The sequence below is a fragment of the Thalassospira xiamenensis M-5 = DSM 17429 genome (genome assembly GCF_000300235.2).
GTDB classification, from domain to species: domain Bacteria; phylum Pseudomonadota; class Alphaproteobacteria; order Rhodospirillales; family Thalassospiraceae; genus Thalassospira; species Thalassospira xiamenensis.
In genome coordinates, this window is the sequence record NZ_CP004388.1 from 3,474,709 (window position 1) to 3,499,706 (window position 24,998).

A 24,998-nucleotide genomic window follows, 5' to 3' on the forward strand; every position below is an offset into this window, starting at 1 on the left:
ATTCCGCCTGAACGCGTCACAAAGCTTAAGGAAACGTCACAGTGCTTCGTAAGGCTTCCGCCAAGAATGTTATTGCTGCTTGTGGTCTGGCCCTGCTTCTTGCAGCCTGCTCCAGCGACGACAAACCGGCATATGTCGAACGCCCGGTTTCCGAACTTTATAACAGCGCGCAGGACCTTCTGGACGCCAAGGAATACCAGAAGTCAGCCGAGGCCTTTGACGAGGTTGAACGCCAGCACCCCTATTCTGTGTGGGCGACCAAGGCGACCCTGATGTCGGCCTATGCCTATTATCAGGACAACAAGTATGACGACGCGATCACAGCCCTTGATCGCTTTATCTCGCTTCATCCGGCAAACCCGGATGTGCCATACGCCTATTACCTGAAAGCATTGTCCTATTACGAACAGATTTCCGACGTCGGCCGCGATCAGCAGATGACACAGCATGCGATGGATTCGCTTGATGACGTTATCCGCCGTTTCCCCGACAGCCAGTATGCGCGTGACGCGAAACTGAAAAAGGATCTGACGGTTGACCACCTTGCTGGCAAGGAAATGAGTGTTGGCCGTTATTATCAGGATCGTGGTGAATATCTGGCTGCGATCAACCGGTTTAAAATGGTCCTCGACAAATACCAGACCACCACGCATGTCCCCGAAGCGCTAGCGCGCCTGACCGAAAGCTATCTGGCACTTGGTCTTGAAGGCGAAGCCAAACGCACCGCATCGGTACTGGGTCATAACTTCCCGGGCAGTCCGTGGTATGAGGAATCATACGATCTTCTGGTTGGTGACGGCATCAACACCCGCGAGGGAGAAAGCTGGTGGCATTCGACCACCACCGCCCTTGGTGACTGGTTCTGATTCTTGACGCGTCGCGTGACTTCCGACACGAGAACGCATCAGGAACACCGATTTCTTGTCAGTTGTTTTTCAACATTTTTCGCTCTTTCCTGCGGCACACAGGGATGCGGCAGATTTTGCGTTCTGCCAAAGCTTGCAAGGCGCGCTGTGATTGGGCACTCTGCTTGTCGCGACGCTGCCTGACGGGCACGATCGCACCTGTTTTAACAATGTCAGTATCCCGCAATGCTCCGACGGCTTAGCATCCGAAATGTTGTTCTGATCGACAAGTTGGACCTTGATTTCCGCGACGGGCTTAGTGTGCTTACCGGGGAAACCGGTGCCGGGAAATCGATCCTGCTTGACTCGTTGGGGCTGGCACTTGGCGCACGCGCCGATAGCGGCCTTGTCCGACATGGTACGGACAAATGCAGCGTTACCGCAACCTTCACCCTGCCCGCCGGTCATCCGGTTTACAGGCTTCTGGCCGAACAAGATATCGAGGTTGAGGACGACGAACTGGTGGTGCGTCGTGTTGTCACCTCGGACGGGCGGTCGCGCGCCTATGTCAATGATCAGTCGGTATCGGTCGGCCTTTTGCGCGATGTCGGCAATTACTGTGTCGAAATCCAGGGGCAGTTTGACCAGCACGGATTGCTGGATCCGACCACCCATCGCGCGACCCTTGATGCGCACGGCAATCTTGGCAGTCTGGCACTTACGGTGCGCGATCAGTGGCGCGCATGGCGCGATACGCAAAAGGAACTGACAGCGGCGACCAACCGCATCAACAAGGCGCGCGAAGAAGAAGAATGGCTGCGCCACGCGGTTGACGAACTTGAAAAACTTGGTCCCGAAGAAGGCGAGGAAGAACGCCTTGCCGAGGAACGCCAGTTCCTGATGCATGGGGAAAAGCTTGTTGCAGCCCTGAATGATGCCGCAGGCGAACTGTCGCGCGGCAAGGGTGCCGAAAGTGCGCTTCGCAGTGCGCAGCGCCATCTTGAACGCGAATTGCAAAAGGCCGAAGGCCGGTTTGAACCGATCATCGAGGCACTGGACCGTGCCGCCATCGAACTTGAAGAAGCATCGCGTGCGATATCGGTTACCCTTGCTGATCTGAATGTCGATACCGGGCAGCAGGAAACGGTTGAGGAACGGCTGTTTGCGCTGCGCGCGGCCGCGCGCAAATACAATGTAACGGTTGATGGGCTGAATGGCCTGATGAAGGAATACCGCAGCCAGATCGATCAGCTTGAATTCGGCGAAAAGGAACTTTCACGCCTGACCGCTGCCGTTGCCGAACATCGGGCCGCCTTTATCGATGCCGCGCAAAAGCTTCATGGCGCACGCAAAGCCGCGGCCGAAACCCTTGATACCGCGATTAACGGTGAACTGCCGCCGCTTCGTATGGAAAAGGCGCGGTTTGTTACCGACATTGCCGAACTGGAAGAAAACGAATGGGGTATCGACGGGATTGATCGCGTCCAGTTCATGGTTGCCACCAACCCCGGCAGTCCGGCCGGACCGCTGAACAAAATCGCGTCCGGTGGCGAGCTTTCGCGCTTCCTGCTTGCTCTCAAGGTGGTTCTGGCGCGTGTTTCTGCCGTGCCAAGCCTTGTATTTGACGAAGTCGACAGTGGTGTTGGCGGCGCAACAGCCGCCGCGATTGGCGAACGGTTGCATTTGCTGGCCGGGGAACGCCAGATTCTTGTGATTACGCACAGCCCACAGGTCGCCGCACGTGGACGCACCCACTTCAATATTGCCAAAAGCGAAAATGACGGCAGCATGGTAACCCGTGTGAATGAGCTGGTCGATGGTGCCCGACGCGAAGAAATCGCACGGATGCTGGCCGGACATTCGATCACCGCCGAAGCCCGTGCTGCGGCAGACAGCCTGTTAGACCAACCCCGCTAGAACGTTTGACAGGGTATTTTCCCTGCCTGTTCCAGCCGTTTGAATACGGATAAAAAGAAATATGAGCGCCGAACAAGGGTCAACCTCGTCCATTGTCCCCGACATGCCCGAAACCCGGACCGAGGCAGGCCAGCAGCATGCCGAAATTTCCGACCGTATTCGCGGCTTTAACGAAGCGTATTATATCAATGACGAACCACTGGTTCCCGATGCGGAATATGATGCACTGTTCAATCGCCTGATCGAACTTGAAGCACGCTATCCGACGCTCAAGAAGAACAGTCCGACGCAAGAAGTTGGTGCCGCCCCGGCCGATGGTTTTGCCAAGATCAAACATGCGCGTCCGATGCTGTCGCTTGCCAACGCATTTTCGCGTGAGGACATTGTTGATTTTCTGGCCCGTATTCGCCGTTTCCTGAACCTGACGGCGCACAGCCCGGTCGAAATCGTTGGCGAACCCAAGATCGATGGTTTGTCACTATCGCTGCGCTATGAAAACCGTGAACTGGTCAGTGCTGCAACGCGCGGCGACGGGACAGAGGGCGAAGACGTCACCGCCAATGTCGCCCATATCACCGACATCCCCAAAATCCTGCCCGAAGATGCACCGGCCGACGTCGTTGAAATCCGTGGCGAGGTTTACATGGCGCGTTCGGCATTCCAGAAGCTGAATGAAACGCAGACCGAAACCGGTGGTAAAACATTTGCCAATCCGCGCAATGCCGCCGCCGGGTCGCTTCGCCAGCTTGACCCGACCATCAGTGCCAAACGCCCGCTGCGTTTCTTTGCCTACAGCTTTGGCGAACTGTCCGAAAGTCTTGCGCAGACGCATTGGGATTTCATCAGCAAGATCAAGGGTTGGGGCTTTGTCACCAATCCCCACACGACGCTTTTGCACAACACCGACGAGATCATGGCGTTTTACGAGGAACTCGGCAATCAACGGGCCGAACTCGATTACGACATTGACGGCATTGTCTATAAGGTCAACGACTTCGAATTGCAGTTGCGGCTTGGCTTTGTCAGCCGGTCACCGCGCTGGGCAATTGCCCATAAATTCCCGGCCGAACAGGCCCGCACCCGCGTTAAGGCGATTGATATCCAGGTTGGGCGCACTGGCGCACTAACCCCGGTTGCGCGGCTTGAACCCGTCACGGTTGGCGGCGTTGTGGTCTCGAACGCGACCCTTCATAACCGCGACGAAATCGAACGGCTCGGCGTAAGGGTCAATGACCTTGTCGTCATTCAGCGGGCTGGTGATGTGATCCCGCAGGTGGTCGAGGTCATTACTGATGAACGGCCCGATGACGCCGTGCCCTATGACTTCCCGGAAACCTGCCCGAAATGCGGCAGCCACGCCATGCGCGAAGAAGGCGAAGCCGTCACACGATGCAGCGGCGGGCTGATCTGTCCGGCACAGGCGGTTGAACGACTGAAACATTTTGTGTCGCGCAATGCGTTCGATATCGAAGGCATGGGCGGAAAGCATATCGAGGCGTTCTTTGACCTCGGCTGGGTCAAATCACCTGCCGATATTTTCCGGATCGAGGAAAAGCACGGGGACGCCCTTCGAAAGCTTGAAGGCTGGGGCGATAAATCGGCCGAAAAGCTGTTTGCCAGCATCAATGAACGGCGGACCGTGCCGCTGGACAGGTTTATCTATGCCCTTGGCATCCGCCAGATCGGTCAGGCGACGGCAAAGCTTCTGGCGCGGCATTACGGATCGATCACGGAATGGCGCGCAGCGATGAATGATGCCGGAACACCCGATAGTGACGCGTTACGCGATCTGATCAATATCGATCAGATCGGCCCCAGTGTGGCCCATGACCTGATTGAATTCATGGCCGAAGAACATAACCGCGATGTTCTTGATGACCTTCAGGCCGTTCTGACCATCGAAGATGTCGAAGCACCGCAGGTTACCGACAGCCCCGTCAGCGGCAAAACGGTTGTCTTTACCGGCAAGCTGGAACTGTTTTCGCGCAACGAGGCAAAGGTCAAAGCCGAAAGCCTTGGTGCGAAAGTAGCCGGTTCGGTATCGGCAAAAACCGATTTTCTGGTTGCAGGACCGGGTGCGGGCTCCAAATTAAAGAAAGCAGAAGAATTAGGTGTTACTGTTCTGGATGAACAAGGATGGCTTGATCTGATCGCCGATTGATCAGCGCGGGCAAAGCGGAAGGAAAACGTATCCTATGGAAGACCTTGGCAGCTTTTTTCGCCGCTATGCCGATGCACATCTTAAATTCGAAGCAGACGCCCTTGATGCGTTCTATCACTTCCCGTGCCTGATCAATGACCTGATGGGGGTTCATGCCATCGGCTCGGTGGAGGATCTGCATAAATACAATCAGTCGTTTTTTGATGAATTGAAAAATGCCGATCTGGCAATGGCGAAATCGATGCTGGTCGAACAGCATTCCGCCCTGCCCGGCGGATCACGCGCTATCGTGTCGTTCCGGTTCGGCAATTCGGAAAACAATCTGATCTTTGATTGTGATTATGCCTTTGCCCTGCTCAAACAGGACGAGAAATGGAAAATCGTTTTTGCCCAGCTTGACGAGATTCGATACAGCGACCTTTATTAGGCGCGCGCACGCCCCAGGGCCAGACGCGCACGGGGCAGATCTTTCGCTGTGGCTTTGCCCAGTACCCGTTCAATTTCAACGGGCGCATCAAGAAAACCTGCCAATCCATACCCTTGAAAGTATGAAACGCCTGCCTGCACACCGGCTTCGATCTGCGCCACTGTCTCACAGCGGCAGAAAACTATTTTATTGATCAGATCGGGCGAACATTGGTCGAGTGTCTGCCTGATTTCATCGGGTTCGCAATCCGCCACATGCAGTTTGATGAAGTCGGCGATTTCAGTTTCCTTGGCCAGAAGCTGTGTCAACCGCGACAGCGGAACACGATCAAAGGCCAGTCGAATGCCATGCCTTTGAAAACGTGACAAAATTCCCTGACGGACTTTGGGATTGTTTCGCCACATCAGCAACGGGATTTCCACCGTTAACTTGCGAAGCTGACGGGATGGAATGGTTTTGATCATTCGCTGAAAATTGGCGCTGACAACAGCCACAGGATTCAGGTTCAGAAACCGCGCGACATCACCCGTATAGTTTTCCTTGGTGACGTAGGATAGAACCCGGTTATCCAGAAGCTCTGTAAAACGCGCGAACATCCATTCATCGTTGAGGATTTCCTTGCCCGAGATTTCTTCCATCGCGGCAATAGAAACCCAGAACTCCTCACCGGCAAGCGCAGGCGTGCTTTCCGGCAGCAATTCCCAGATCAGTTGGCTGCGAATATGCATCGAGATGTCAGCCTGGCCAATGATCCGCTCGATTTCGACAAGTTGCCCAAGCTGGGTGACGTTTTTTGGCGGTGCCAGATAGAAATCAAGGAAGTCTTCGGCATTTTCGCGTGTGATGGCCCGCATATGACCGACACAGCAGAGCGCAAAAGCAGATGCTTCCTCACTAAGATCGAAGACCTTGCAGTCAAGGCCGCCATATCGGCGTGCCAGCAAAAATGTTCTTACATTTTCGACCAGTTCTTCCATTCGGCTGCGCTGGTCGTTGGGCATCGTCAGGACGAATGTGTGGTCTGATAAAATGCGCGGCGTCAGGTTTTGCAGACAGCCATATTGAAAGTAGCGGACAAATGAACAAAAAACCGTCCGGCTTCGTGTTGTCGGCACACTTGTAAAATCAAGAACGAACGCGCAATGGTCAGGTTTATGAAGGCCGGATTTCTGAATACTGGCGAGCAACTCTTTCGGGACTGTTCTATTCATCCAAGGACCCCTAACGATGCAACTTCATTGTATGTGTCGCTGTTGATCGCGACTTCCTTTAGCGTCCCGGTCTGTGAATTGGATCGTGCTAGGCACGGGTCAAGAGTTATTCTATACTTTAATATAGTACATATCTCTACGGAATCTAATGTGCCCATGTCAAGTAATGGTTGACCGGGCACATGACTTTGAATTGACGATCAGTCACTTAAGATTCGTACTCAACTGCCGCCTGAACCAACACTTTCTTTGATTTCTGTCGACAGACAGCACACGATAGATACTTGGCCGATCACACAGTCAGATAAACCATGAGCCCGATGCATTTCTTCAAAACCATGCTTGTTCTGGGAACGGTTACGGCCTTGTTCGTCGCGAGTCCGGCACTAGCCGACCCCGATTTCGATGAACTGGTTGGCAAGGCGCGTGCGGTTGATGGCGACACGCTGGAGTTTGGTTTCAAACGCGTTGATCTTTGGGGGGCGGACGCGCTTGAACGGTTTCAGCGGTGCATCATGAATGGTCAAACCACGGCATGCGGTGCGGATGCATGGCAGGTCGTTACCAATTTGATTGCAGCCGGGCCAATTACCTGCAAGGTGCAGGGCAAGAACCGGTACCATCGCAACATGGCGATCTGTCGCAATGCCAACGGGATTGATATCGGCCAAAGCATGATTGCACGCGGCATGGCCGTGGCACGGACCGACGAAATGCCATCTTATGCTGCAGCTGAAAACAGCGCACGCCAAAGTCGTTCAGGGGTATGGGCCGGGCAGTTCATCGACCCGCTGCTGTGGCGACGCGGAGAAAGGTTGCCGGAACATCAAACCGAAGTCCGCCGCTGGCAACGTGACGAATAAAGGCCGCTGTCAGGCGCCTTTGCCAGATGCACCAGCTGCCGGTTCGCCGTCTGTGTCTGTCACGTTGGCATCCCCCGAACCACGACGACCGGTTGCCGAAAAGAACGGACGGGCCAGTAACCGACCAAGACCGGCCAGTGTCACACCATTCTTGATCGATGCCACACCAACAATGACGATAGCAAAGCCAAGGGCTTGTGCCGTGGTCAGAACTTCGCCCAGTAGTAGCCAGGCAGCAAAGAATGTCATGGCAGGGCCCGAAAGCGAAATCAGTGCTGCCTGTGTCGCCCCGATCCGCCGAATACCTTCAAACAGCAGAAAGAATGGGATCACGGTGCAGAAGATCGAAATGCCCGCGGTCCACAAAACTCCATCGACATTCAGATTTAGCGGCTTGGTGACGATCAGTTCATAGATGATCATTGATACACCTGCCATAGTATTGACCATAGCGGCAAAATGCATCGACCCAATGACCGAAATCATCCGCTGCCCGAAATAAAGGTAACAGGCATAAGTCAGAGCCGAGGCAAACGCCAAAGAAGCCCCCAGCCAAAGCTGATCTGAAACAGCACCGATCCCGTTGGGGGCGAGAACCAGTACCAACCCGATATAAGTGACGACAAAGCAGACAAACTGGCGCAAGGGAGGAAGCCGCCACTTATGCAGGCATTCAAGGATCAGAACGATGGCCGGGAATGTAAAAAGCACGATCCGCGAGACGGTGACATCAATGACCGACACCGCGGTAAAATCAAACAGGGCAGCAGCAAAGAACAGCCCGCCATAAAGCGCACCCCAAAGGATATCGACCGGCTTCATCGTGCGTTCGCCCGGCCGGTGTTTGCCAAACAGATAAACACCGATCCAGAAAAACGGCATCGCGATCAAAAAGCGCAGCAGCAACAAACCATCAACCGTCATGCCGGTGGCATAAACGTATTTCGCCAAAAGCCCCTTCATTGCGAATGCCACGGTGGATAGCAATACAAGGGTCAGCGCCGACCCCGACGGCTTTGCCGTGGTGTTGGCTGCAAATGGCGCGGATGGTTTTGTCATTATTGTCTCCGGTCTCTCTTGGCCTTAACTATCTGCCGCGCCTAGCCATTATTCAATTCGAATTAAATGTTATCAGATATCAGGATTTGCTATATCTAAAGACACATCAGCCGGTTCATTTGTGTTTTGGATTGCAGATAAATGGACATCAAACAGCTTCGAAGTTTTGTTCACATTGCCGAACTTGGCAGCCTGTCGCGTGCGGCCGACCGGCTGAACCTGTCGCAACCAGCTCTTAGCCGCCAGCTTAACCTTCTGGAAGAGGCACTTGATACCCGCCTGCTGGAACGGACCGGACGTGGGGTCAAACTGACCGAAGCCGGTCAGATACTGGCGGAACGGGCACGGGTTATTCTGGGTGATCTCGCAAGGCTGGAGGCCGATCTTTCAGCGCGACGCAGCAAGGTGACCGGTCATGTTCATGTCGGTGTGCCGCCCAGTGCGGGGATCGTCATTACCGGCGCACTGGTCGAAGCATTGCGTGAACGCTATCCCGACCTGAACATCTCGATTGCCGAGGATCTGACAGGTGACGTGCAGGAAGGATTGTTATCAGGGCGGCTTGATATCGGCATCCTGCATGACGGCATGATATCACGCAGCCTGCATGCCGAACCATTGTGGCGTGAAGACCTGTTTCTGATTTCCCATCCGTCGCGCGTTGGCGAAGGCGAAACCGAAATTGCCTATGAAGATGTATTGGCCCTACCGCTTATCATGCCAACGCCAAAACACGGGTTGCGCGCCAAGATGCAGGAAGCAGCATTCCGTGCCGGTCGTCCCCTGACCCCGGTGGTCGAAGCCGACGCATTGCGGGTTCTGGTCGATCTGGTGCATCGCGATCTGGGCCATACGGTTTTGCCGCGAAGCTCGCTTGTGATGGAGCTATCCACCGGACGGCTCAAGGCACGTCGGATCGTCAACCCGCAGCTATCGCGCAAGGTGATGTTGTCGTGGCTTCAGGATCGCCCGCTGAGTACCGGGGCCAAGGCCGTACTTGATACGCTGCGCGATCTGGCGGGCACCATGCCAATGGCGGATAATTAAAAAACAAAACCCCGGCACGAAGAACGTACCGGGGTTTGCTGGAAGGGCTTTGAGGCGATCAGACCGGGGCTTCGGAATCAGATGATTTCTGCCACAGGTTCAGGCCACCATCGGTCGCGTATTTGTCGATTTCAGCCAGTTCCTCGGCACTGAATTCAAGATTTTTCAGGGCATCAAGGCTGTTATCAAGCTGTTCGACATGACGCGCCCCAATCAGGGCCGATGTGATTTCCGGGCGACGCAGCACCCAGGCAATCGCCATCTGTGCCAATGTCTGGCCGCGGCGTTTGGCGATTTCGTTCAGGGCGCGCACACGGTTCAGGTTGTCTTCGGACAACATGCCGGGCTGGAACGATCCTTCAAGGGCTGCACGGGAATTTTCCGGCACACCATCCAGGTATTTGTTGGTCAGAAGCCCTTGCGCAAGCGGCGAGAAAGCAATGCAGCCAATGCCAAGTTCGGACAGGGTATCAAGCAGACCTTCGGTTTCGACCCAGCGGTTCAGCATCGAATAGGATGGCTGATGAATGACACAGGGCGTGCCCAGATCAGTCAGGATCGCCTGCGCCTTGCGGGTCATTTCGGCGGAATAGGACGAAATGCCGACATAAAGCGCCTTGCCCGAACGCACGATCTGATCGAGTGCGCCCATGGTTTCGGCAAGCGGCGTGTTCGGATCAACACGGTGCGAATAGAAAATATCCACGTAATCAAGACCCATGCGCGACAGGCTTTGATCCAGACTTGAAATCAGGTATTTGCGCGACCCCCATTCGCCGTACGGCCCCGGCCACATGCGATAGCCCGCCTTGGTCGAAATTACCAGTTCGTCGCGATGGAATTTCAGATCCTTTGCCAGTACCTTGCCAAAGTTTTCTTCGGCCGATCCGGGGGGCGGACCATAGTTGTTGGCAAGATCGAAATGGATGACACCGCGATCAAAGGCACGCCGGATCATGGCACGCTGCGTTTCAAAAACGTCAACACCGCCGAAATTCTGCCAAAGGCCAAGCGTGATCTGCGGCAGCATCAGGCCACTTTTGCCCGAACGGTTATAGGTCGCATTGTCGTATCGCGCGGGATTGGCATTCCAGCCTTCTTCCACTGACGCCATGTCTTCCTCCTGATTATTTCCTTCTGGGTCATGCCCACAATTGAATCGATCCAATGTTTTATTCATAAGGCAAAAAGACCACGCTGTCAGGCGTGTTAAAGTGAAAAAACCGCCCCGATATGTCGGGACGGTTTTGTGATATGCCTTGACTTGATAGGGGGAACTTACGCCGCACGTTTCTTGATCGGTGCCGTTGCCTTTTGCAGCCATTCAAGAAGATCTTCGTCAAGATCGTCGGCATACATCGCATAGACCTGCGCGTGGTAATCGTTCAGCCACTGCAATTCGTCCTTGGTCATCAGTTCCGGATCAATCAGTTTGCGTTCAATCGGCGAGAAGGTCAGCGTTTCAAAGCCCAGCATCGGGCGATCCGCCCCGACCGGACCATCAATCTCGACAACCGCTATCAGGTTTTCGATGCGAATGCCGTATTCGCCTTCCTTATAGAAACCCGGCTCGTTCGACAGGATCATGCCCGGTTTAAGCGCGATCTTGTTCGGGGCCTTGGAAATCCGCTGCGGACCTTCGTGAACACCAAGGTAACTGCCAACGCCATGCCCGGTACCGTGGTCGAAATCAAGACCGGCTTCCCAAAGCGGCGCACGGGCAAGGGTATCAAGCTGCTGGCCGGTGGTGCCAACCGGGAAAATCGCGCGCGCAAGCGCGATATGCCCCTTCAGCACACGGGTGAACCGATCCCGATGTTCCTGGGTCGGCTGTCCGATCACGGTTGTACGGGTGATATCGGTCGTACCATCCAGATACTGCCCACCACTATCGATCAGGAAAATTTCGCCCGGCGAAAGTTTGCGATTGGTTTCGGGCGTGTTGCGATAATGGCAAAGCGCACCGTTCGGGCCGCTGCCCGGAATGGTTTCGAAACTGGTATCGCGGAATAGCGGGTCTTCGGCACGGAGTGCCAGAAGTTTGTCCGCAGCCATGCGTTCATCAATACTGCCATCTGACGCGGCTTCTTCAAGCCACGCGAAATAACGAATGATTTTCTCGCCGTCGCGTTTATGCGCCTTGAGCGATCCTTCAAGCTCGACCTCGTTCTTGCAGGCCTTGGGCAACGCCACCGGATCACGGCCGATCCGCATGGTTGCACCGGCATCGGCAAGCTTCATGCGCAACCAGTCGGATGCGGTTGCCTCGTCCAGGCGGACCGACTGATTGCCCAACGCGCCAAGGGCTTCTTCGAGTTCGCCGGGCTGGCGGAGGGTCGCATCGTTTTCAAGCCATTTGACGGTTTCAGCCGCAAACTTGCGTTCATCCATAAACAGATCAACCGATGCATCGCCATGAATGATGGCATATCCCAACGGCAGCGGAATATGGGGTACATCCCCCCCCCGGATATTCAGAAGCCAGGCGATGCTGTCAGGCGCTGAAATCACCGCACTGTCGCATTCCAGCTTTTCGAGCATTTCGGCAATCTGTTTGCGTTTTTCCGCGTTTGATTTACCGGCATGTTCCAGAAGATGCGGGCGCACGGGCGCAACCGGCATGGCGGGCTGTTTATGCCACAGAACATCAATCGGATTGGGTTCGATTGCGACCAGTTCGGCACCGACACCCTTGCACGCACCGCGCAGATGTTCGGCCTGCTGCACGGTATGCAAATGCGGGTCATAGGCCAGCTTCTGTCCCGATTTCAGATTGTCGTGGATCCAGCCGACAACCGGCTCATCGACCAGATGACGGTATTCGTAAATGTCACGGTTCACCTGCTGGCGGACCTGAATGGTGTAACGGCCATCGACAAATACTGCGGCCTTGTCGGCAAGCACCACCGCCGCCCCGGCCGACCCGGTAAAGCCGGTCAGCCACGCCAGACGTTCGGCACAGGCAGGAACATATTCACCCTGATGTTCATCTGATCGCGGTACGACGAAGCCATCGACACCCTTTGCCGAAAGATATTTGCGAAGGGCTTCAACCCGACCAGCGGCATCATAGCCATCCTTGGCATACAGAAATTCCGATTTACGTTCATCACGCAATGCCAGCAGGGCCGATTTCAGATCATCGCCAAGCTTGCCACCCACCAGATCAAGCCAATCGGTTCGCGTATCGCCATTGGCACTGGCAAGAACACCGTCGATCAGATCGACAATGGCAGTAACGTCCTTGTTAACGCCGTCACGTTCAAGCATGGCAGCAAGTTGGGTATCGCCGGGAAGGGTCATCAAAATCCTCGTTTCTATGCGTGGGGCAGCATCCGACCAAAGCTATCTAAGGGTTTTCGCTGATCACTTGCAAGATGGAATGCCATAAAACGCCTTCCTGCGCGTCAGATCAGGTCCGCAATAAACTACACCTGTTCTGGTCCTATACCACCACATGCATCATGGGTATGAAAGCCCTGCAAGCTTCGCAATGCAAATTAAGGAAAGTTTAAACTATGACATCCCGGTGACAAAAAGATGACCCGTCGGGACGTCAATTTGCAGGAGACCAAAACGGTGATCCGTTTTCCAATTACTGCCCAAAGCGTTGTTCAATCGCGTCGTCGTCAGACGGCCTATGACGGTCTTGAGCGCCTCACCCGTGCGGAAAGAGCCGCGCTCGGCCTTGATACAGGCCCTGCCAATCTGTCAGACGACGCTGAAAGCCACCATCGGGGTCAGACCCTTTCGGTAGCAGCAATGGGCAGGGAATAGGGATCAATCCCGCCCGCCTAGGTCTTTGATGCCATAGGACGCCACGCAGGATCGAAGGTTCGCGATCCTTGCGGTCTTTTTTTTGTCTTTCCCTCTGAGACGGCCCTGCTACTCCACAGCAGGGCCGTTTCTTTTTGACCCCGGCATAAAACCCGCGCCATAGTGTCGCCCGACATTGATTTTCGGGGAAACATCCATGACAAAAACCGTCCTGATCACCGGCGGCTCCCGCGGGATTGGCCGTGCCACCGCCATTCTGTGCGCGCAAAACGACTGGAACGTCGCCATCAGCTATGTCGGTAACAGGGAAAGTGCCGATGAAACCTGCGCGCTGTGTGAACGGGCAGGACGAACCGGCAATGTTTTCGCCCTGAAATGCGACGTGAAATATGAACAGGACGTTGTTGACCTGTTTCAGGCAACGCTTGACCGGTTCGGCACAATTGATGCGGTTGTCAATAATGCCGGGATCGTTGCCCCCAAAAGCGATCTGGCGGATATGAGCATCAAACGGATGAAATCGGTGTTTGATACCAATGTTCTGGGGGCCTATATCGTTGCCCGCGAGGCCGCACGTGCTATGTCAAACAGGGGCGGTTCAATCGTCAATGTATCGTCGATGGCCTCCAAACTCGGATCACCGGGCGAATATGTCGATTACGCCGGGTCCAAAGGTGCGATTGACACCCTGACCATTGGCCTTTCCAAGGAACTTGGTCCCAAAGGCATTCGCGTCAATGCGGTGCGACCGGGCATTATCGATACCGATATTCATGGCAGTGTCGGCCGCCCGGAACGGGTTGCCGAACTTGGCCCCAACTGCCCGCTTGGGCGCGCGGGCAAGGCAAACGAGGTCGCCAATCTGATCTATTGGCTGCTGTCAGATAGTGCATCCTATGTCACCGGATCGCTGATTGACGTGTCGGGCGGGCGATAAGCCCGGTCGCAGACAGCCCTATCACCCCGACAATCACAAAAATGTCCTGCGGCATTTATGCATGACGGACATTCCGCCAGCCGCGCATTTGCCGATATTAAAAACGCGGCCTGTCGATACAATTCCGGCGTTGTGTTCTTGTTGGAGCAACGCACATAAATGGACGACTTTTTCTGGTGGATCGTTCTGATCGGCTTTGCCGCACAGCTTGTTGATGGTGCGCTGGGCATGGCTTATGGCCTGACATCGACATCGCTCCTGATCAGCATCGGCTTTCCCCCGGCGCAAGCCAGTGCCACAGTGCACGCCGCCGAGATTTTCACCACCGCCGTTTCCGGCACATCACATCATTTCGCGCGCAATGTTGACTGGAAAATGGTCAGGACACTGGCGATTGCCGGTTCCATCGGCGGTGCTGCCGGGGCCGCGTTGCTGTCATCAGGGATCGGGGAATATCTTGCGCCGTTTGTCGCCATTTATCTAAGCGCACTAGGCGTTCTGGTCATTGCCAAGGCGGTGCGCAAAGTACAACCGCCTGCGGCCATGCGCGGACTTGCTCCGCTTGGTCTGGTTGGCGGGTTCCTTGACGCGGTTGGCGGCGGCGGATGGGGACCGATCGTATCAAGCACACTGGTCTATCGTGGCCATGCCGAACCGCACCGGATGCTGGGCACCTCGGCGGCATCGGAATTTTTCGTCACGGTGATGATCACCGTGACCTTTGCCGGGCATTTCGGACTGGAAAGTTTCGGGATGGCTGCACTGGCACTGGTGATCGGCGGCGTGCCCGCCGCACCGCTTGCCGCCGTGCTTGTCCGCATCATTCCGCGCAAACCCCTGATGATCGCGGTTGGTTTGCTGATCGTGATCCTTGGCGGGTTCGGGATTTACCGGTTCGCAATTCACCTTTATGCGAATTGAACGTTATGCACTTAATGCCAAATGAATTCTTCGTCTAATTCAAAGTACCGAGCAATTGCCAATCTAGCGAGCATTTGCATTAGCCACAAGGTCTGGCCCACAATATTCATGTCAGCGCAACTATCCGGATTCAAAAAAGGCGGCTTACTGCTGTGAGCTACAAATCCACGACCATTTTCATACAAATACTTGGAAATTTCTTCTGCCGCCAAGGAATAAAGCCCTGACCGTTTCAATTCATCTTTAAATACTGAATTATTACGCGAGAGGTCAGCTACAATATTTTCCATAAAGTTAACTCTTGAAGAACTATTAGGATGCAAATGCTCCAAGATTTTGTAAAAACTTAGAAGACTAAACTGAGGACAATCCGACCTTCCAGAGTTTAACCCTTCACGATATAAGGCAAGCGCAACTTTGTGTTTTTCGGTTGCAATTGGCGACCATATACACGGCCATTTTTCAAAGATGCTGCTCATACCCAGCTTGCTACTGCGAGGAAACGGGCAGGGCTTTGCGGCTCCACAACCACCATTGTGAAGAGCCAAGAATTGATCGTCTTCCCAAGCAACCAAACTTGCAAATTCGCACAAGAGTGAAAGTGCGTCGTCCTGAGAAATTTTATTCGCATCTAAATCAATATGAATAGATGCATCGTATTGTCGAGAGCATGGCAATACGACAAGCACATTTTCACCAAAAGAGAATTCATCCTTTTTTATCGGCCATTGCACTCCGCCAATAACCGAAAAGCTCAAATATCTTGCCACTAATCTCTCTTATAGTAGTTAGCCAACCACCAGCGTCGTCCATTCTTCGACCGGGAAACGTTTGACCAGCGACAGGCCGACATCGCGGTATGCCGACAGAACAAACTGTTCCTGATGAGACAGAAGCCCCGACAGAACCACATAACCGCCATCGGCCAGCGTCCCGCGCAGGTCGCGCGCCATATGACGCAACGGACGGGCAAGGATATTGGCACAGACAATGTCGTAATAACCGGCATTGCGAATGCGAACGTCGCTAAACCCGTTGGAATGAATTGCGGTGACCAGATCGGTGATCTTGTTGATCCGGGCATTTTCACGGGCAACGCGCACCGATGCGGGGTCAATGTCGGCCATCATCACCGGGCAGCGCCATGTTTTGGCACATGCCATGCCCAGAATGCCGGAGCCACAGCCCATATCAAGCGCATTGTGACGATGTGAATGTTTGGCGATCCAATCGATTGCCGCAAGGCACCCCTTGGTCGTTTGATGTTCGCCAGATCCAAATGCCAGACCGGCATCGACCTGCAAACCGGTTTTGGCCACCGGCACGCCGTCTTCCCAGTGCGAGCCATGGACATAGAACCGGCCGACCGAAATCGGCTTGAAGCTGCGCAGATTGTCACTGACCCAGTCTTTGGGCTCGTAGGTGCCAAATTCGACGACCGGCACGTCAACACCAACGGCCGATGCCATCAATGATACGGCGGTTTCAACCGCGGTCTTGTCAAGGTGATCGCCCGAAAAGCCCTCGACCTTCCAGGGCGCGGTCGGATCGCCCGGCCGTTCGAAATGCGACAGGGCATCGCAATGCTCATACAACGCCTCGGCAAAGGCCGGGGCATATTTGCCATCGACCTCGAAGGTGAAATTATAGCAACGAACGGTTTCGATCATATCGCTTCTCGCAAGATTGCGGCGGCCATTTGACCGCACCAGAAATAATGTCCGGGCGGCTTAACCCGGCAGGATGAAACTGTCGACCACTTTCTTTGTGCCGACACCTTCGAAATGAATTTCAAGCTTGTTGCCATCGACCGACTTGACGGTGCCGGGGCCGAATTTGCGATGACGTACCGCATCACCGACCTTGTATTTCGATGATTTCGAACTGGTGGTGTAGCTGGTTTCACCGTCTGGCTTGACGTCGATCACGTTTTTGCGCACCCGGTCCTGCCAGCCTGCGCTGGCAAACCGGCGTTCACCCGTCCCGCCATAGGGATTATAGCTTTCCGCCGGTTTGTTATCCGCCCAGCTTGGCATTTTCATCCAGTCATCGGCACCCCATGCACCGGGCGATACATTGCCGCGATGATTGCCAAGGCCGGTATCGCTGATGCGTTCGACATGCTCGTCGGGCAATTCATCGACAAAGCGTGACGGCAGGGCCGATTGCCACTGGTTATAAATCCGCCGGTTGGCGGCATAGGAAACGGTGGCACGTTTGCGCGCACGCGTGATGCCGACATAGGCCAGACGACGTTCTTCCTCAAGGCCCTTCACCCCGCTTTCATCCATGGCGCGCTGATGGGGGAAAACGCCTTCTTCCCAACCGGGCAGGAAGACATAGTCAAATTCAAGGCCCTTGGCCGCATGCAGGGTCATGATGGTGACTTTTTCCTGATCGGCGTTCTGTTCATTTTCCATCACCAGCGACACATGTTCAAGGAAGCTGGTCAGGTTTTCAAACTCGCCAATCGCGGATACCAGTTCCTTCAGGTTCTCCAGACGGCCGGGCGCATCGATTTCCTTGGATGTCCGCCACATATCGGTATAGCCGCTTTCATCAAGAACCGTTTCAAGCACCGCCACATGCGATGTGGTTTCAAGCATCTCGCGCCAGCGTTTGAAATCGCCCAGCAACCCGCCAATCGCCTGACGCATTTTGGGTTTGAGTTCCTCGGTCCCGATCAGATCAAGCGCCGCCGCCGGAAGCGAAACCGCCTGATCACGCGAATATTGATGCAGGGTTTGCAAGGTGGCCTTTCCCACCCCGCGCTTGGGCACATTGACGATGCGTTCAAACGCAAGGCTGTCATCGGGTTGGGCGACCATGCGGATATAAGCCAGCGCATCGCGGATTTCCTGACGTTCATAGAAACGCGGTCCGCCAACAACCCGGTACGGGATACCCAATGTGATCAGCCGTTCCTCGAACTCGCGGGTCTGGAAACCGGCACGGACCAGGATCGCCATCTGGGATGCACCGATGCCACGGCTTTGCAGGGCTTCGATATCCTCGCCGACAAGCCGCGCCTCGGCCTCGCCATCCCAGACACCTTTGACAAAGACCTTTTCGCCGGTATCAAGTTCGGTCCAAAGCTCCTTGCCCAGACGACCATCGTTAAAGGTAATCAGCTTGGACGCCGCCGCCAGAATATGCGGCGTGGAACGATAATTCTGTTCCAGTCGGACGACCTTGGCACCGGGGAAATCGGACTCGAATCTCAGGATGTTGCCGACCTCGGCCCCGCGCCAGCTATAGATCGCCTGATCGTCATCGCCGACACAGCATATATTGCGATGAACCATCGCCAGCGCGCGCAGCCAAAGATATTGGGCCACGTTGGTATCCTGATATTCATCGACCAGCACATAGCGGAAGGTTTCCTGATAACGGCGCAGGATTTCCGGATGTTTCTGGAACAGGGTCAGGCAATGCAGCAAAAGATCGCCAAAGTCGGCCGCATTCAGAACCGCAAGGCGTTCCTGATAGATCTTATACAGGTATTTGGCTCCGCCATTGGCGAACTCGACACTTTCATTGACCCGTTCGGGTGAAAGCCCCTTGTCCTTCCAGCGCTGGATGATACCCATCAACTGCTTGGCCGGCCATTTTTTCTGATCGATCTGTTCGGCATCCATGATCTGCTTGAGCAGGCGGACCTGATCGTCGCTATCAAGGATCGTGAAGTTTGATTGCAACCCGACCAGTTCGGCATGACGGCGCAACAGGCGGGCGGCCAGCGAGTGGAAAGTCCCCAGCCACCATCCTTCAACCGGACGGCCCAGCGCATGGGCAACACGTTCCTGCATTTCCTTGGCCGCACGGTTGGTAAAGGTCACGGCAAGGATTTGCTGCGGATGCAGGCGCTCCGTCTGTCCCTTGGTTTCCAGCAGATGGGCAAGGCGGGTCGTCAGAACGCGCGTTTTCCCGGTCCCGGCACCTGCCAGCACCAGCAACGGGCCATCAAGCGTTTCAACCGCTTCGCGTTGCTCGGCATTCAGATTGGCAAGGTAATCCGGTGCGGGTGCGTCCTGAAGGCGCATTTCCGGGCTTGCGGCGAATTCATCGATTTCAAAGGGATCATCCATCATGTCGGGATATATAACATGCTCTGCAAACGGGGCCAGTATTGGCATTCAATCAAGTGGCGATATCGGGTTGCTTATTGTGCAACAAATCGGGAACGTCGACCAATTTTTTCCCTTAAAATATTTTTCCGCCTGCTTTTCTGCGCCAGTTTTTCCTGCGCCTCGCGTGAACAGTCATAACGACAATCACCACGCAAGGAGCCCCTGATGAGCGGCATCAACAGTCTCAGTGCCAGTCTTGCGCAAATATTTAGCCAAACACAGTCGACCGGTAGCAGCCAGTCTACCGAAAGCAGTAGCGGCGTAGAAGGCATTGGTGGATTTGCGCTCGCCAGTGCGCAAAGCACGGCCTCGACACAGGCGGTCGACGCGGTTTCGGAAATTGCTGCCAACGGACAGGGCAGCGTTGACCAGCTTTCCGATCAGATCAAAGCCATGCTGCTCGAAATGCAGGAAAGCACCGACAAATCGGCCACCGATGGCGGTTTCGATGCGCAGCAACTGTTCGATGACCTTGACACCGATGATGACGGCTCGCTGACCAAGGATGAGTTCCTGGCAGGAAAACCCGATGATGTCAGCGATGAAATGGCCGAAAACCTGTGGTCGATGATGGCGGGAAGTGATGCTAAAAGCATTTCCCAAGACGATTACCTGACAAGCATGGCACCACCACCCGGTGCCACCACGACCACGGCAACTGCGGCTGAAAGCACGGGCAGTTCATCGGACGGTGACAGTGCCGCAACATCCGATATCGAAAGTTACGATCCGCTTGATACCAACGAAGACGGTATTGTCAGCCTTGCCGAAATAATGGCCGCCTCCCCGGCCAATGAAACCGCGTCTGCCAGCAGCACAAGCGACGACGCAGCCACCACGACCAGCAACGGCCCAACACCGTTCGACAACCGTCTGATGGCGCAGTTGATGGCGTAATACCGTTCACTTCCGACGAAGCGATAGCACCAACTTGCTGTCGGCCCCCCGAAATCAAACCGGCGCTTTTTTGCCTTCACATTCAGGGACTACCTTAGAAAAGCTTAGGCGGCGCATCACCGCGCTCTTCGCTTTGCAGTTCCAGAAGCGCGTTGTTATAGGCCATCATCGCGTCCTTTTCATGGACGAAACCCACCATCAGGCGTTCTTCGTCGTTATTGATCACCGGATCGTTGGATGCTCGCGCAACGCGCGCCCCCAATCAGATAAACGTGCATCTATTGCCTCCACACCCGGTATAATTCATGCGGTCGGTATCACGGGCTTGTTGCGTATCACCTTGCACTTATCCAATCGTCCGTAAGGGTTGGCAGGTTATAACCTGTTGGATAATGGGCAAATTATGCCGCCCAAGACACACAAAGCCCTGACGCCGGATATGTTTGGCGCAATACAAGGTTACTGACATCAGCAGACCTTTGGAAAAGTGCCAATGGTCTTGAAGTTGCATGAATTTTTCCGGTTCGCGTTACACCCTGCAAAAGGTTCGCCTTTTGTGTGGTGTAGTGCTGTGTACATCCATGAAGAAGGATATTTTTCATGAACAGTCTTCTTGGATTGGGATTTGGGCTACCGGTAACGTCGCCCAAAACCTCAGTATCTAAGGATGGTGGACCCGAAGGTATCGACAAATACAGCGCATTTAGCGCAACACCACAAAGCAGCAAATCTGCACAACCGACCTTTTATGGCACCAAATTCGGCGATTTGTCTGATTCGGTGCAGGCGGTCATGCTGGAAATGCAAGCAACCGGAAGCGGATCGACATCCTTTGCCGATGCAATGGCCAATGTTGCAGAACAAGGCAAGGATGCCACTTCCGGCGAGGAGGCCTCCAAGGGGGTCTTCTCGTCAAATTCTGATCCGGCCAAAAACGATCCTGCATTTGCTGAGCAGGATGCCGAGGAAGAATTCAAATCTGCCGTTCGTGACAGCTTGACCCCGCCATCGAAGGAGGACAAACGTAACGAAACGGCAGAAATTGAGGCCCGTAAAGAAAGTCAGGAAATCGATATTGCCGCCCAACAGGCTGCAAACGATCTTCCTGAAAACGTTGCTGGTCTTGATAGTCGTGTTGCAGCCCAGGTCATGTCCGGTCGGCCGGGTCAAACCCAACCTGCACTGGCCGCCTGATAGTATTGCCCACAGAACCTTGAACGGAGCAGCGCATATAAGCGCTGCTCTCAGACTGCTGACAAAGTCCTCGCCATTGGCGGGGATTTTTGATTCAATGGGGAATGCTTAAGAAACCCAGCCCACATCAAACCGAACTTGAGATGGTGACACTCGACAGTTTGGTCCCCAGCGATCATTTGCTTCGTAAGATCGATGCCGTGATCGATTTCAGTTTTATCCATGCGCGCGTGGCCGATTTGTACTGCGCGAACAATGGCCGTCCCGCCCTTGATCCGGTGATGATGTTTAAGGCGCTGTTCATTGGCTATCTGTTTGGCGTGCGCTCGGAGCGCCAGCTTGTGCGCGAGATTGAGGTCAATGTCGCCTATCGCTGGTTTTTGCAACTCAAGCTGACCGACAAGGTCTTTGATGCCTCGACCCTGTCGCAGAACCGGCGGCGTCGATATCATGATGCCAGTGTTGCGCAGGATATTTTTGACGAGATCGTCGAGCAGGCGATCAGGCACGGGCTGGTGGATGGTAAGGTTCTCTATACCGACAGCACGCATTTGAAGGCCGATGCCAACAAGAACAAATGGGACCGCGAAGTGGTTGCCAAATCGCGCGCGGCCTATTGGGATGATCTGGATCTGGCGATTGAGGAAGACCGGGCGGCTCATGCGAAAAAGCCGCTCAAAGCCAAGGAACGCCAGCCGGTTGAGAAAGAAACCAAGATCAGCCGAACCGATCCCGACAGCGGATATATGGTGCGCGACGGCAAGCCCAAGGGCTTTTTCTATCTCGATCACCGCACGGTCGATGGCAAGCTTGGGATCATTACCGACAGTTACGCCACCCCGGCCAATCTGCATGACAGCATTCCCTATCTCGACCGTCTTGACCGACAAAGGGCAGCGTTTTGACCTTGATGTTATCGCCGTCGGACTGGATGCGGGCTATGCGACCGCCGCGATTGCCAAAGGCCTTGAAGATCGTGACATCCTTGGCGTGACGGGCTATCGCCGCCCGAACCTTCGGGAAGGCTACATCCCCAAACGCAAATACGTTTATGACCCTGAACGTGATGCTTATCGCTGCCCCGAAGGTCAGCTTCTGTCTTATGCGACAACCGACCGAAATGGATACCGCCATTATCACAGCGACCCGGAAAAATGCCGCACCTGTCCTGTGCTGGCTTCCTGTACCGCCAATGCCCACCACCGAAAAACTGTCACGCGCCATGTCTGGCAAGACGCCAGAGACCGGGCTGACGCCTATCGTCTGACAGAGTGGGGCAAGCGGGTTTACAAGCGCCGAAAAGAGACGGTCGAACGCTCTTTTGCAGATGCCAAACAGCTTCACGGTCATCGATATGCAAGGTTCCGGGGACTGATCAATGTCAAATGCCAATGTCTGCTGGCCGCCGCCGCCCAAAACATCAAGAAAATAGCCCTGGCTTTGGGCCCCAAGGGGCCAATCGCCGAGGGATAATCCCCTCGGCACACTCAAGCCAGCTTTCAAACACCTCTAAAAGCAAAACCCCGCCAAAATATGACGGGGTTTGTCAGCGGTCTGGGAGCAGCGCATATAAGCGCTGCTCTTTTTCATCACGGATCGGACTAGAACAGCTTGGGTGGCGCATCACCGCGCTCTTCGCTTTGCAGTTCCAGAAGCGCGTTGTTATAAGCCATCATCGCGTCCTTTTCATGGACGAAACCAACCATCAGGCGTTCTTCGTCATTATTGATCACCGGCAGGTGTTCCTCGCCGGTTTGTTCCATCAAACGCACGGCCTTTTCGATACTGTCGGTCCTAAGCAGGACCGGCGGCTTGGACCGGGCGACCTGGCCTGCGGTAACTTCTTCACCCATCGTCGGGTCAAATGCCGCATGGCGCAGATCTGCCAGTGTGATCGTGCCATGCAACCGGCCATCATCATCAACAACAAACAGTTCGGAATAGGGGGCGTTAATAAGTTTTTCGCGGATTCCCGGCATGCCTTCGACAAGCGGCACGGTTTCGTATTCCGCCTTCATGATGTCGGCGACCTTCATCATGCGCAGCAAATTGACTTCCCGGCCCCATCGGGTTGAAAGCCCCCTGCATTTAAGCTGCCACGCGAAAAACGACCCGCCCTGAAACTGATCCATGATGACCGATGCAATCACCGATGCCACCATCACCGCAATGGTCAGGGCATAGTCGCCCGTCAGCTCAAACATCATCAGGGTGGTTGAAATCGGTGCTCCCAGCATGGCAGCGGCGACCGCCCCCATCCCGATCAGCGTATAAGCACCATAGCCCGATGAAAGGTCGGGGAAAACTGCCGTTGCCGTAATCCCAAAAGCCCCGCCCAGCATCGCCCCCAGGAAAAGGGCGGGGCTGAAAATGCCGCCCGCAAAGCCCATACCGATGCAGATCGCGACCATCGCGGCCTTTATAAACAAAAGCTGCATCAGGAATGACCAGTCATAAGCACCGTAAAGCGCATCATTCATTGCGCTGTATCCAACCCCGACAATCTGGGGAAACTGGATCGCAACGATACCAATCACAAGCCCCGCCACCGCAGGCCGTAACCAAAGCGGAATTTTGGATGCCTTGGCGGCCTTTTGCACCACCGGTATCGCGCGTGTTACGCAGATTGCGGTAATTCCCGCGGTGATGCCCAAAAGGATAAAAGCCGGAAATTCAAGGAAGGACTGGATTTCGTGGGCAGGCAGCAAAAAGGCAACATCGGCACCATAATAAAGCCGGGTTATGATCGTGCCGGTCACAGATGCCAGAACAATCGGGGCAAATGCCGTTAATGCGTAGTGACCAAGGGCCACTTCATGGGCAAACAAGGCCCCGGCCAGCGGCGCATTGAACGATGCCGCCACCGCCGATGCAACACCACAGCCAAGCAAAGTACGCGAAGCGCCGCGTCTTAAATGCAGTATTCGTGCAAGCCACGCACCGAAGGATGCCCCCATATGGGCAACCGGCCCCTCTCGGCCCAGTGACGATCCGGCCCCCAGTGATACAGCACTGACAAATGCGCTTTTGATCCCGCAACGCGATGACATGCGCGCATCGTGAAAGGCCACCGCGTCAATCAGGTCGGCAACACCGTGCGGGCGTTTTTCCGGCAGAAATTTATAGATGAATATGCCGACAAAAAGTCCGCCCAATGTCGGGGCCGCCATCAGATGCCAGAATGGCAGATCGACAAGATAGTGATGAAGGGCCTCGTCCCCGGTGCCATAAACCAGTGCCTGAAAAAACAGCAATCCTTCGCGAAACACGATTGTTCCGCCCCCGGCCATGGCCCCGACCACCAATGCCAGTATCGACAGCACAAGCTGTTCGCTTTTGACAAGGCGACGCAGTTGACTGAGCAGTTGGTTGGACTTGAAAAGCTTTTCGGCCATATCGGGTTACCGGCGGGAACGGGTGAAACAGGATGTGATCATATGATTACAAGTTCCTGCGAATAAAAGGTAAAGGTCGGCAAATCCAATATTTTTTGCCACTATCAGCATTTTTCAGGCACAAATGATGACCTTTGTTCGTTCAAAATGCTGTTTTGAGTGGGGAATGACCTGCCTTTCAAAAAACCATCATTGATCTTGCAACGAAAAATAACGC

21 protein-coding genes are annotated in these 24,998 nt (G+C 54.7%); 12 read left to right on the forward strand and 9 right to left on the reverse strand.

Annotation, left to right across the window (positions count from 1 at the left end):
* Window positions 1-41 precede the first annotated feature (41 nt).
* From TH3_RS16180 to TH3_RS16195, 4 genes are all read left to right on the forward strand, one after another.
* On the forward strand, window positions 42-866 hold the full coding sequence (locus TH3_RS16180) for an outer membrane protein assembly factor BamD (protein ID WP_007089768.1): 825 nt from the start codon (window positions 42-44) through the stop codon (window positions 864-866).
* 225 nt (window positions 867-1,091) lie between these two features.
* A complete protein-coding gene (gene recN, locus TH3_RS16185) occupies window positions 1,092-2,762 on the forward strand; it encodes a DNA repair protein RecN (RefSeq protein WP_007089769.1) in 1,671 nt (556 codons plus the stop codon).
* A 91-nt stretch (window positions 2,763-2,853) separates the two neighbouring features.
* Window positions 2,854-4,923, forward strand: a complete 2,070-nt coding sequence (gene ligA, locus TH3_RS16190; RefSeq protein WP_040061129.1) for an NAD-dependent DNA ligase LigA — start codon at window positions 2,854-2,856, stop codon at window positions 4,921-4,923.
* Window positions 4,924-4,957: 34 nt separating this feature from the next.
* Window positions 4,958-5,350 carry a hypothetical protein gene (locus TH3_RS16195; protein WP_007089771.1) on the forward strand — a complete coding sequence of 131 codons (393 nt, stop codon included), beginning with the start codon at window positions 4,958-4,960 and terminating at the stop codon, window positions 5,348-5,350.
* Here the strand turns inward: TH3_RS16195 and TH3_RS16200 are convergent.
* Complete coding sequence (locus TH3_RS16200) at window positions 5,347-6,561, reverse strand: YuxH family protein (RefSeq protein WP_007089772.1); 1,215 nt, start codon at window positions 6,559-6,561, stop codon at window positions 5,347-5,349. The genes TH3_RS16195 and TH3_RS16200 overlap by 4 nt on opposite strands.
* A 311-nt stretch (window positions 6,562-6,872) precedes the next feature.
* Here TH3_RS16200 and TH3_RS16205 point away from each other — a divergent pair, with 311 nt between their 5' ends.
* Window positions 6,873-7,424 (forward strand): thermonuclease family protein, encoded by a 552-nt coding sequence (locus tag TH3_RS16205; protein ID WP_007089773.1) that lies wholly within the window; start codon window positions 6,873-6,875, stop codon window positions 7,422-7,424.
* Between the two features lie 9 nt (window positions 7,425-7,433).
* Here the strand turns inward: TH3_RS16205 and TH3_RS16210 are convergent, their stop codons facing one another.
* Window positions 7,434-8,483, reverse strand: a complete 1,050-nt coding sequence (locus tag TH3_RS16210) for a DMT family transporter (protein WP_007089774.1) — start codon at window positions 8,481-8,483, stop codon at window positions 7,434-7,436.
* Between the two features lie 141 nt (window positions 8,484-8,624).
* Between TH3_RS16210 and TH3_RS16215 the strand changes: the two genes are divergently transcribed.
* Window positions 8,625-9,530, forward strand: coding sequence for a LysR family transcriptional regulator (locus tag TH3_RS16215; protein ID WP_007089775.1), 906 nt, complete (start codon window positions 8,625-8,627; stop codon window positions 9,528-9,530).
* A gap of 58 nt (window positions 9,531-9,588) precedes the next feature.
* Here TH3_RS16215 and mgrA read toward each other — a convergent pair whose 3' ends face one another.
* Both mgrA and TH3_RS16225 read right to left on the reverse strand, forming a co-directional pair.
* Window positions 9,589-10,644, reverse strand: coding sequence for an L-glyceraldehyde 3-phosphate reductase (gene mgrA / locus TH3_RS16220; RefSeq protein ID WP_139328260.1), 1,056 nt, complete (start codon window positions 10,642-10,644; stop codon window positions 9,589-9,591).
* A gap of 164 nt (window positions 10,645-10,808) precedes the next feature.
* Entirely contained in the window at window positions 10,809-12,833 is a 2,025-nt protein-coding gene (locus TH3_RS16225; protein WP_007089777.1) for an aminopeptidase P family protein, read from the reverse strand.
* Window positions 12,834-13,109: 276 nt separating this feature from the next.
* Here TH3_RS16225 and TH3_RS16230 point away from each other — a divergent pair, with 276 nt between their 5' ends.
* From TH3_RS16230 to TH3_RS16240, 3 genes are all read left to right on the forward strand, one after another.
* Window positions 13,110-13,307, forward strand: coding sequence for a hypothetical protein (locus TH3_RS16230; protein ID WP_139328259.1), 198 nt, complete (start codon window positions 13,110-13,112; stop codon window positions 13,305-13,307).
* Between the two features lie 196 nt (window positions 13,308-13,503).
* The gene (locus TH3_RS16235; RefSeq protein ID WP_007089779.1) at window positions 13,504-14,244 is read left to right on the forward strand and encodes an SDR family oxidoreductase; all 741 of its coding nucleotides are present in this window, start codon (window positions 13,504-13,506) and stop codon (window positions 14,242-14,244) included.
* A 159-nt stretch (window positions 14,245-14,403) separates the two neighbouring features.
* Window positions 14,404-15,165, forward strand: a complete 762-nt coding sequence (locus tag TH3_RS16240; protein WP_007089780.1) for a sulfite exporter TauE/SafE family protein — start codon at window positions 14,404-14,406, stop codon at window positions 15,163-15,165.
* Window positions 15,166-15,176: 11 nt separating this feature from the next.
* Here the strand turns inward: TH3_RS16240 and mauJ are convergent, their stop codons facing one another.
* From mauJ to TH3_RS16255, 3 genes are read right to left on the reverse strand one after another with little or no spacing between them, the layout of a single operon-like run.
* Window positions 15,177-15,935 carry a methylamine utilization protein MauJ gene (mauJ, locus tag TH3_RS22905; RefSeq protein WP_139328258.1) on the reverse strand — a complete coding sequence of 253 codons (759 nt, stop codon included), beginning with the start codon at window positions 15,933-15,935 and terminating at the stop codon, window positions 15,177-15,179.
* A gap of 18 nt (window positions 15,936-15,953) precedes the next feature.
* Window positions 15,954-16,835 (reverse strand): 50S ribosomal protein L11 methyltransferase, encoded by an 882-nt coding sequence (locus tag TH3_RS16250; protein WP_040061133.1) that lies wholly within the window; start codon window positions 16,833-16,835, stop codon window positions 15,954-15,956.
* A gap of 60 nt (window positions 16,836-16,895) precedes the next feature.
* Entirely contained in the window at window positions 16,896-19,253 is a 2,358-nt protein-coding gene (locus TH3_RS16255; RefSeq protein WP_007089783.1) for an ATP-dependent helicase, read from the reverse strand.
* A gap of 207 nt (window positions 19,254-19,460) precedes the next feature.
* On the opposite strand from TH3_RS16255, the gene TH3_RS16260 reads away from it, so the two are divergent.
* Window positions 19,461-20,192 (forward strand): EF-hand domain-containing protein, encoded by a 732-nt coding sequence (locus tag TH3_RS16260; protein WP_007089784.1) that lies wholly within the window; start codon window positions 19,461-19,463, stop codon window positions 20,190-20,192.
* A gap of 94 nt (window positions 20,193-20,286) precedes the next feature.
* On the opposite strand, the gene TH3_RS23205 is transcribed toward TH3_RS16260, so the two are convergent.
* Window positions 20,287-20,454, reverse strand: a complete 168-nt coding sequence (locus TH3_RS23205) for a hypothetical protein (RefSeq protein ID WP_215905852.1) — start codon at window positions 20,452-20,454, stop codon at window positions 20,287-20,289.
* Window positions 20,455-20,792: 338 nt separating this feature from the next.
* Between TH3_RS23205 and TH3_RS16265 the strand changes: the two genes are divergently transcribed.
* A complete protein-coding gene (locus tag TH3_RS16265) occupies window positions 20,793-21,386 on the forward strand; it encodes a hypothetical protein (RefSeq protein ID WP_007089785.1) in 594 nt (197 codons plus the stop codon).
* Between the two features lie 104 nt (window positions 21,387-21,490).
* Window positions 21,491-22,859, forward strand: a protein-coding gene (locus tag TH3_RS16270; RefSeq protein ID WP_040059618.1) for an IS1182 family transposase whose coding sequence is annotated in 2 segments (ribosomal slippage) — window positions 21,491-22,279 and window positions 22,281-22,859 — 1,368 coding nt in all. Because the reading frame shifts where the segments join, the coding sequence is not laid out codon by codon here.
* 128 nt (window positions 22,860-22,987) lie between these two features.
* Here TH3_RS16270 and TH3_RS16275 read toward each other — a convergent pair.
* Window positions 22,988-24,781, reverse strand: coding sequence for a chloride channel protein (locus tag TH3_RS16275; RefSeq protein WP_040060074.1), 1,794 nt, complete (start codon window positions 24,779-24,781; stop codon window positions 22,988-22,990).
* Between the last annotated feature and the right edge of the window lie 217 nt (window positions 24,782-24,998).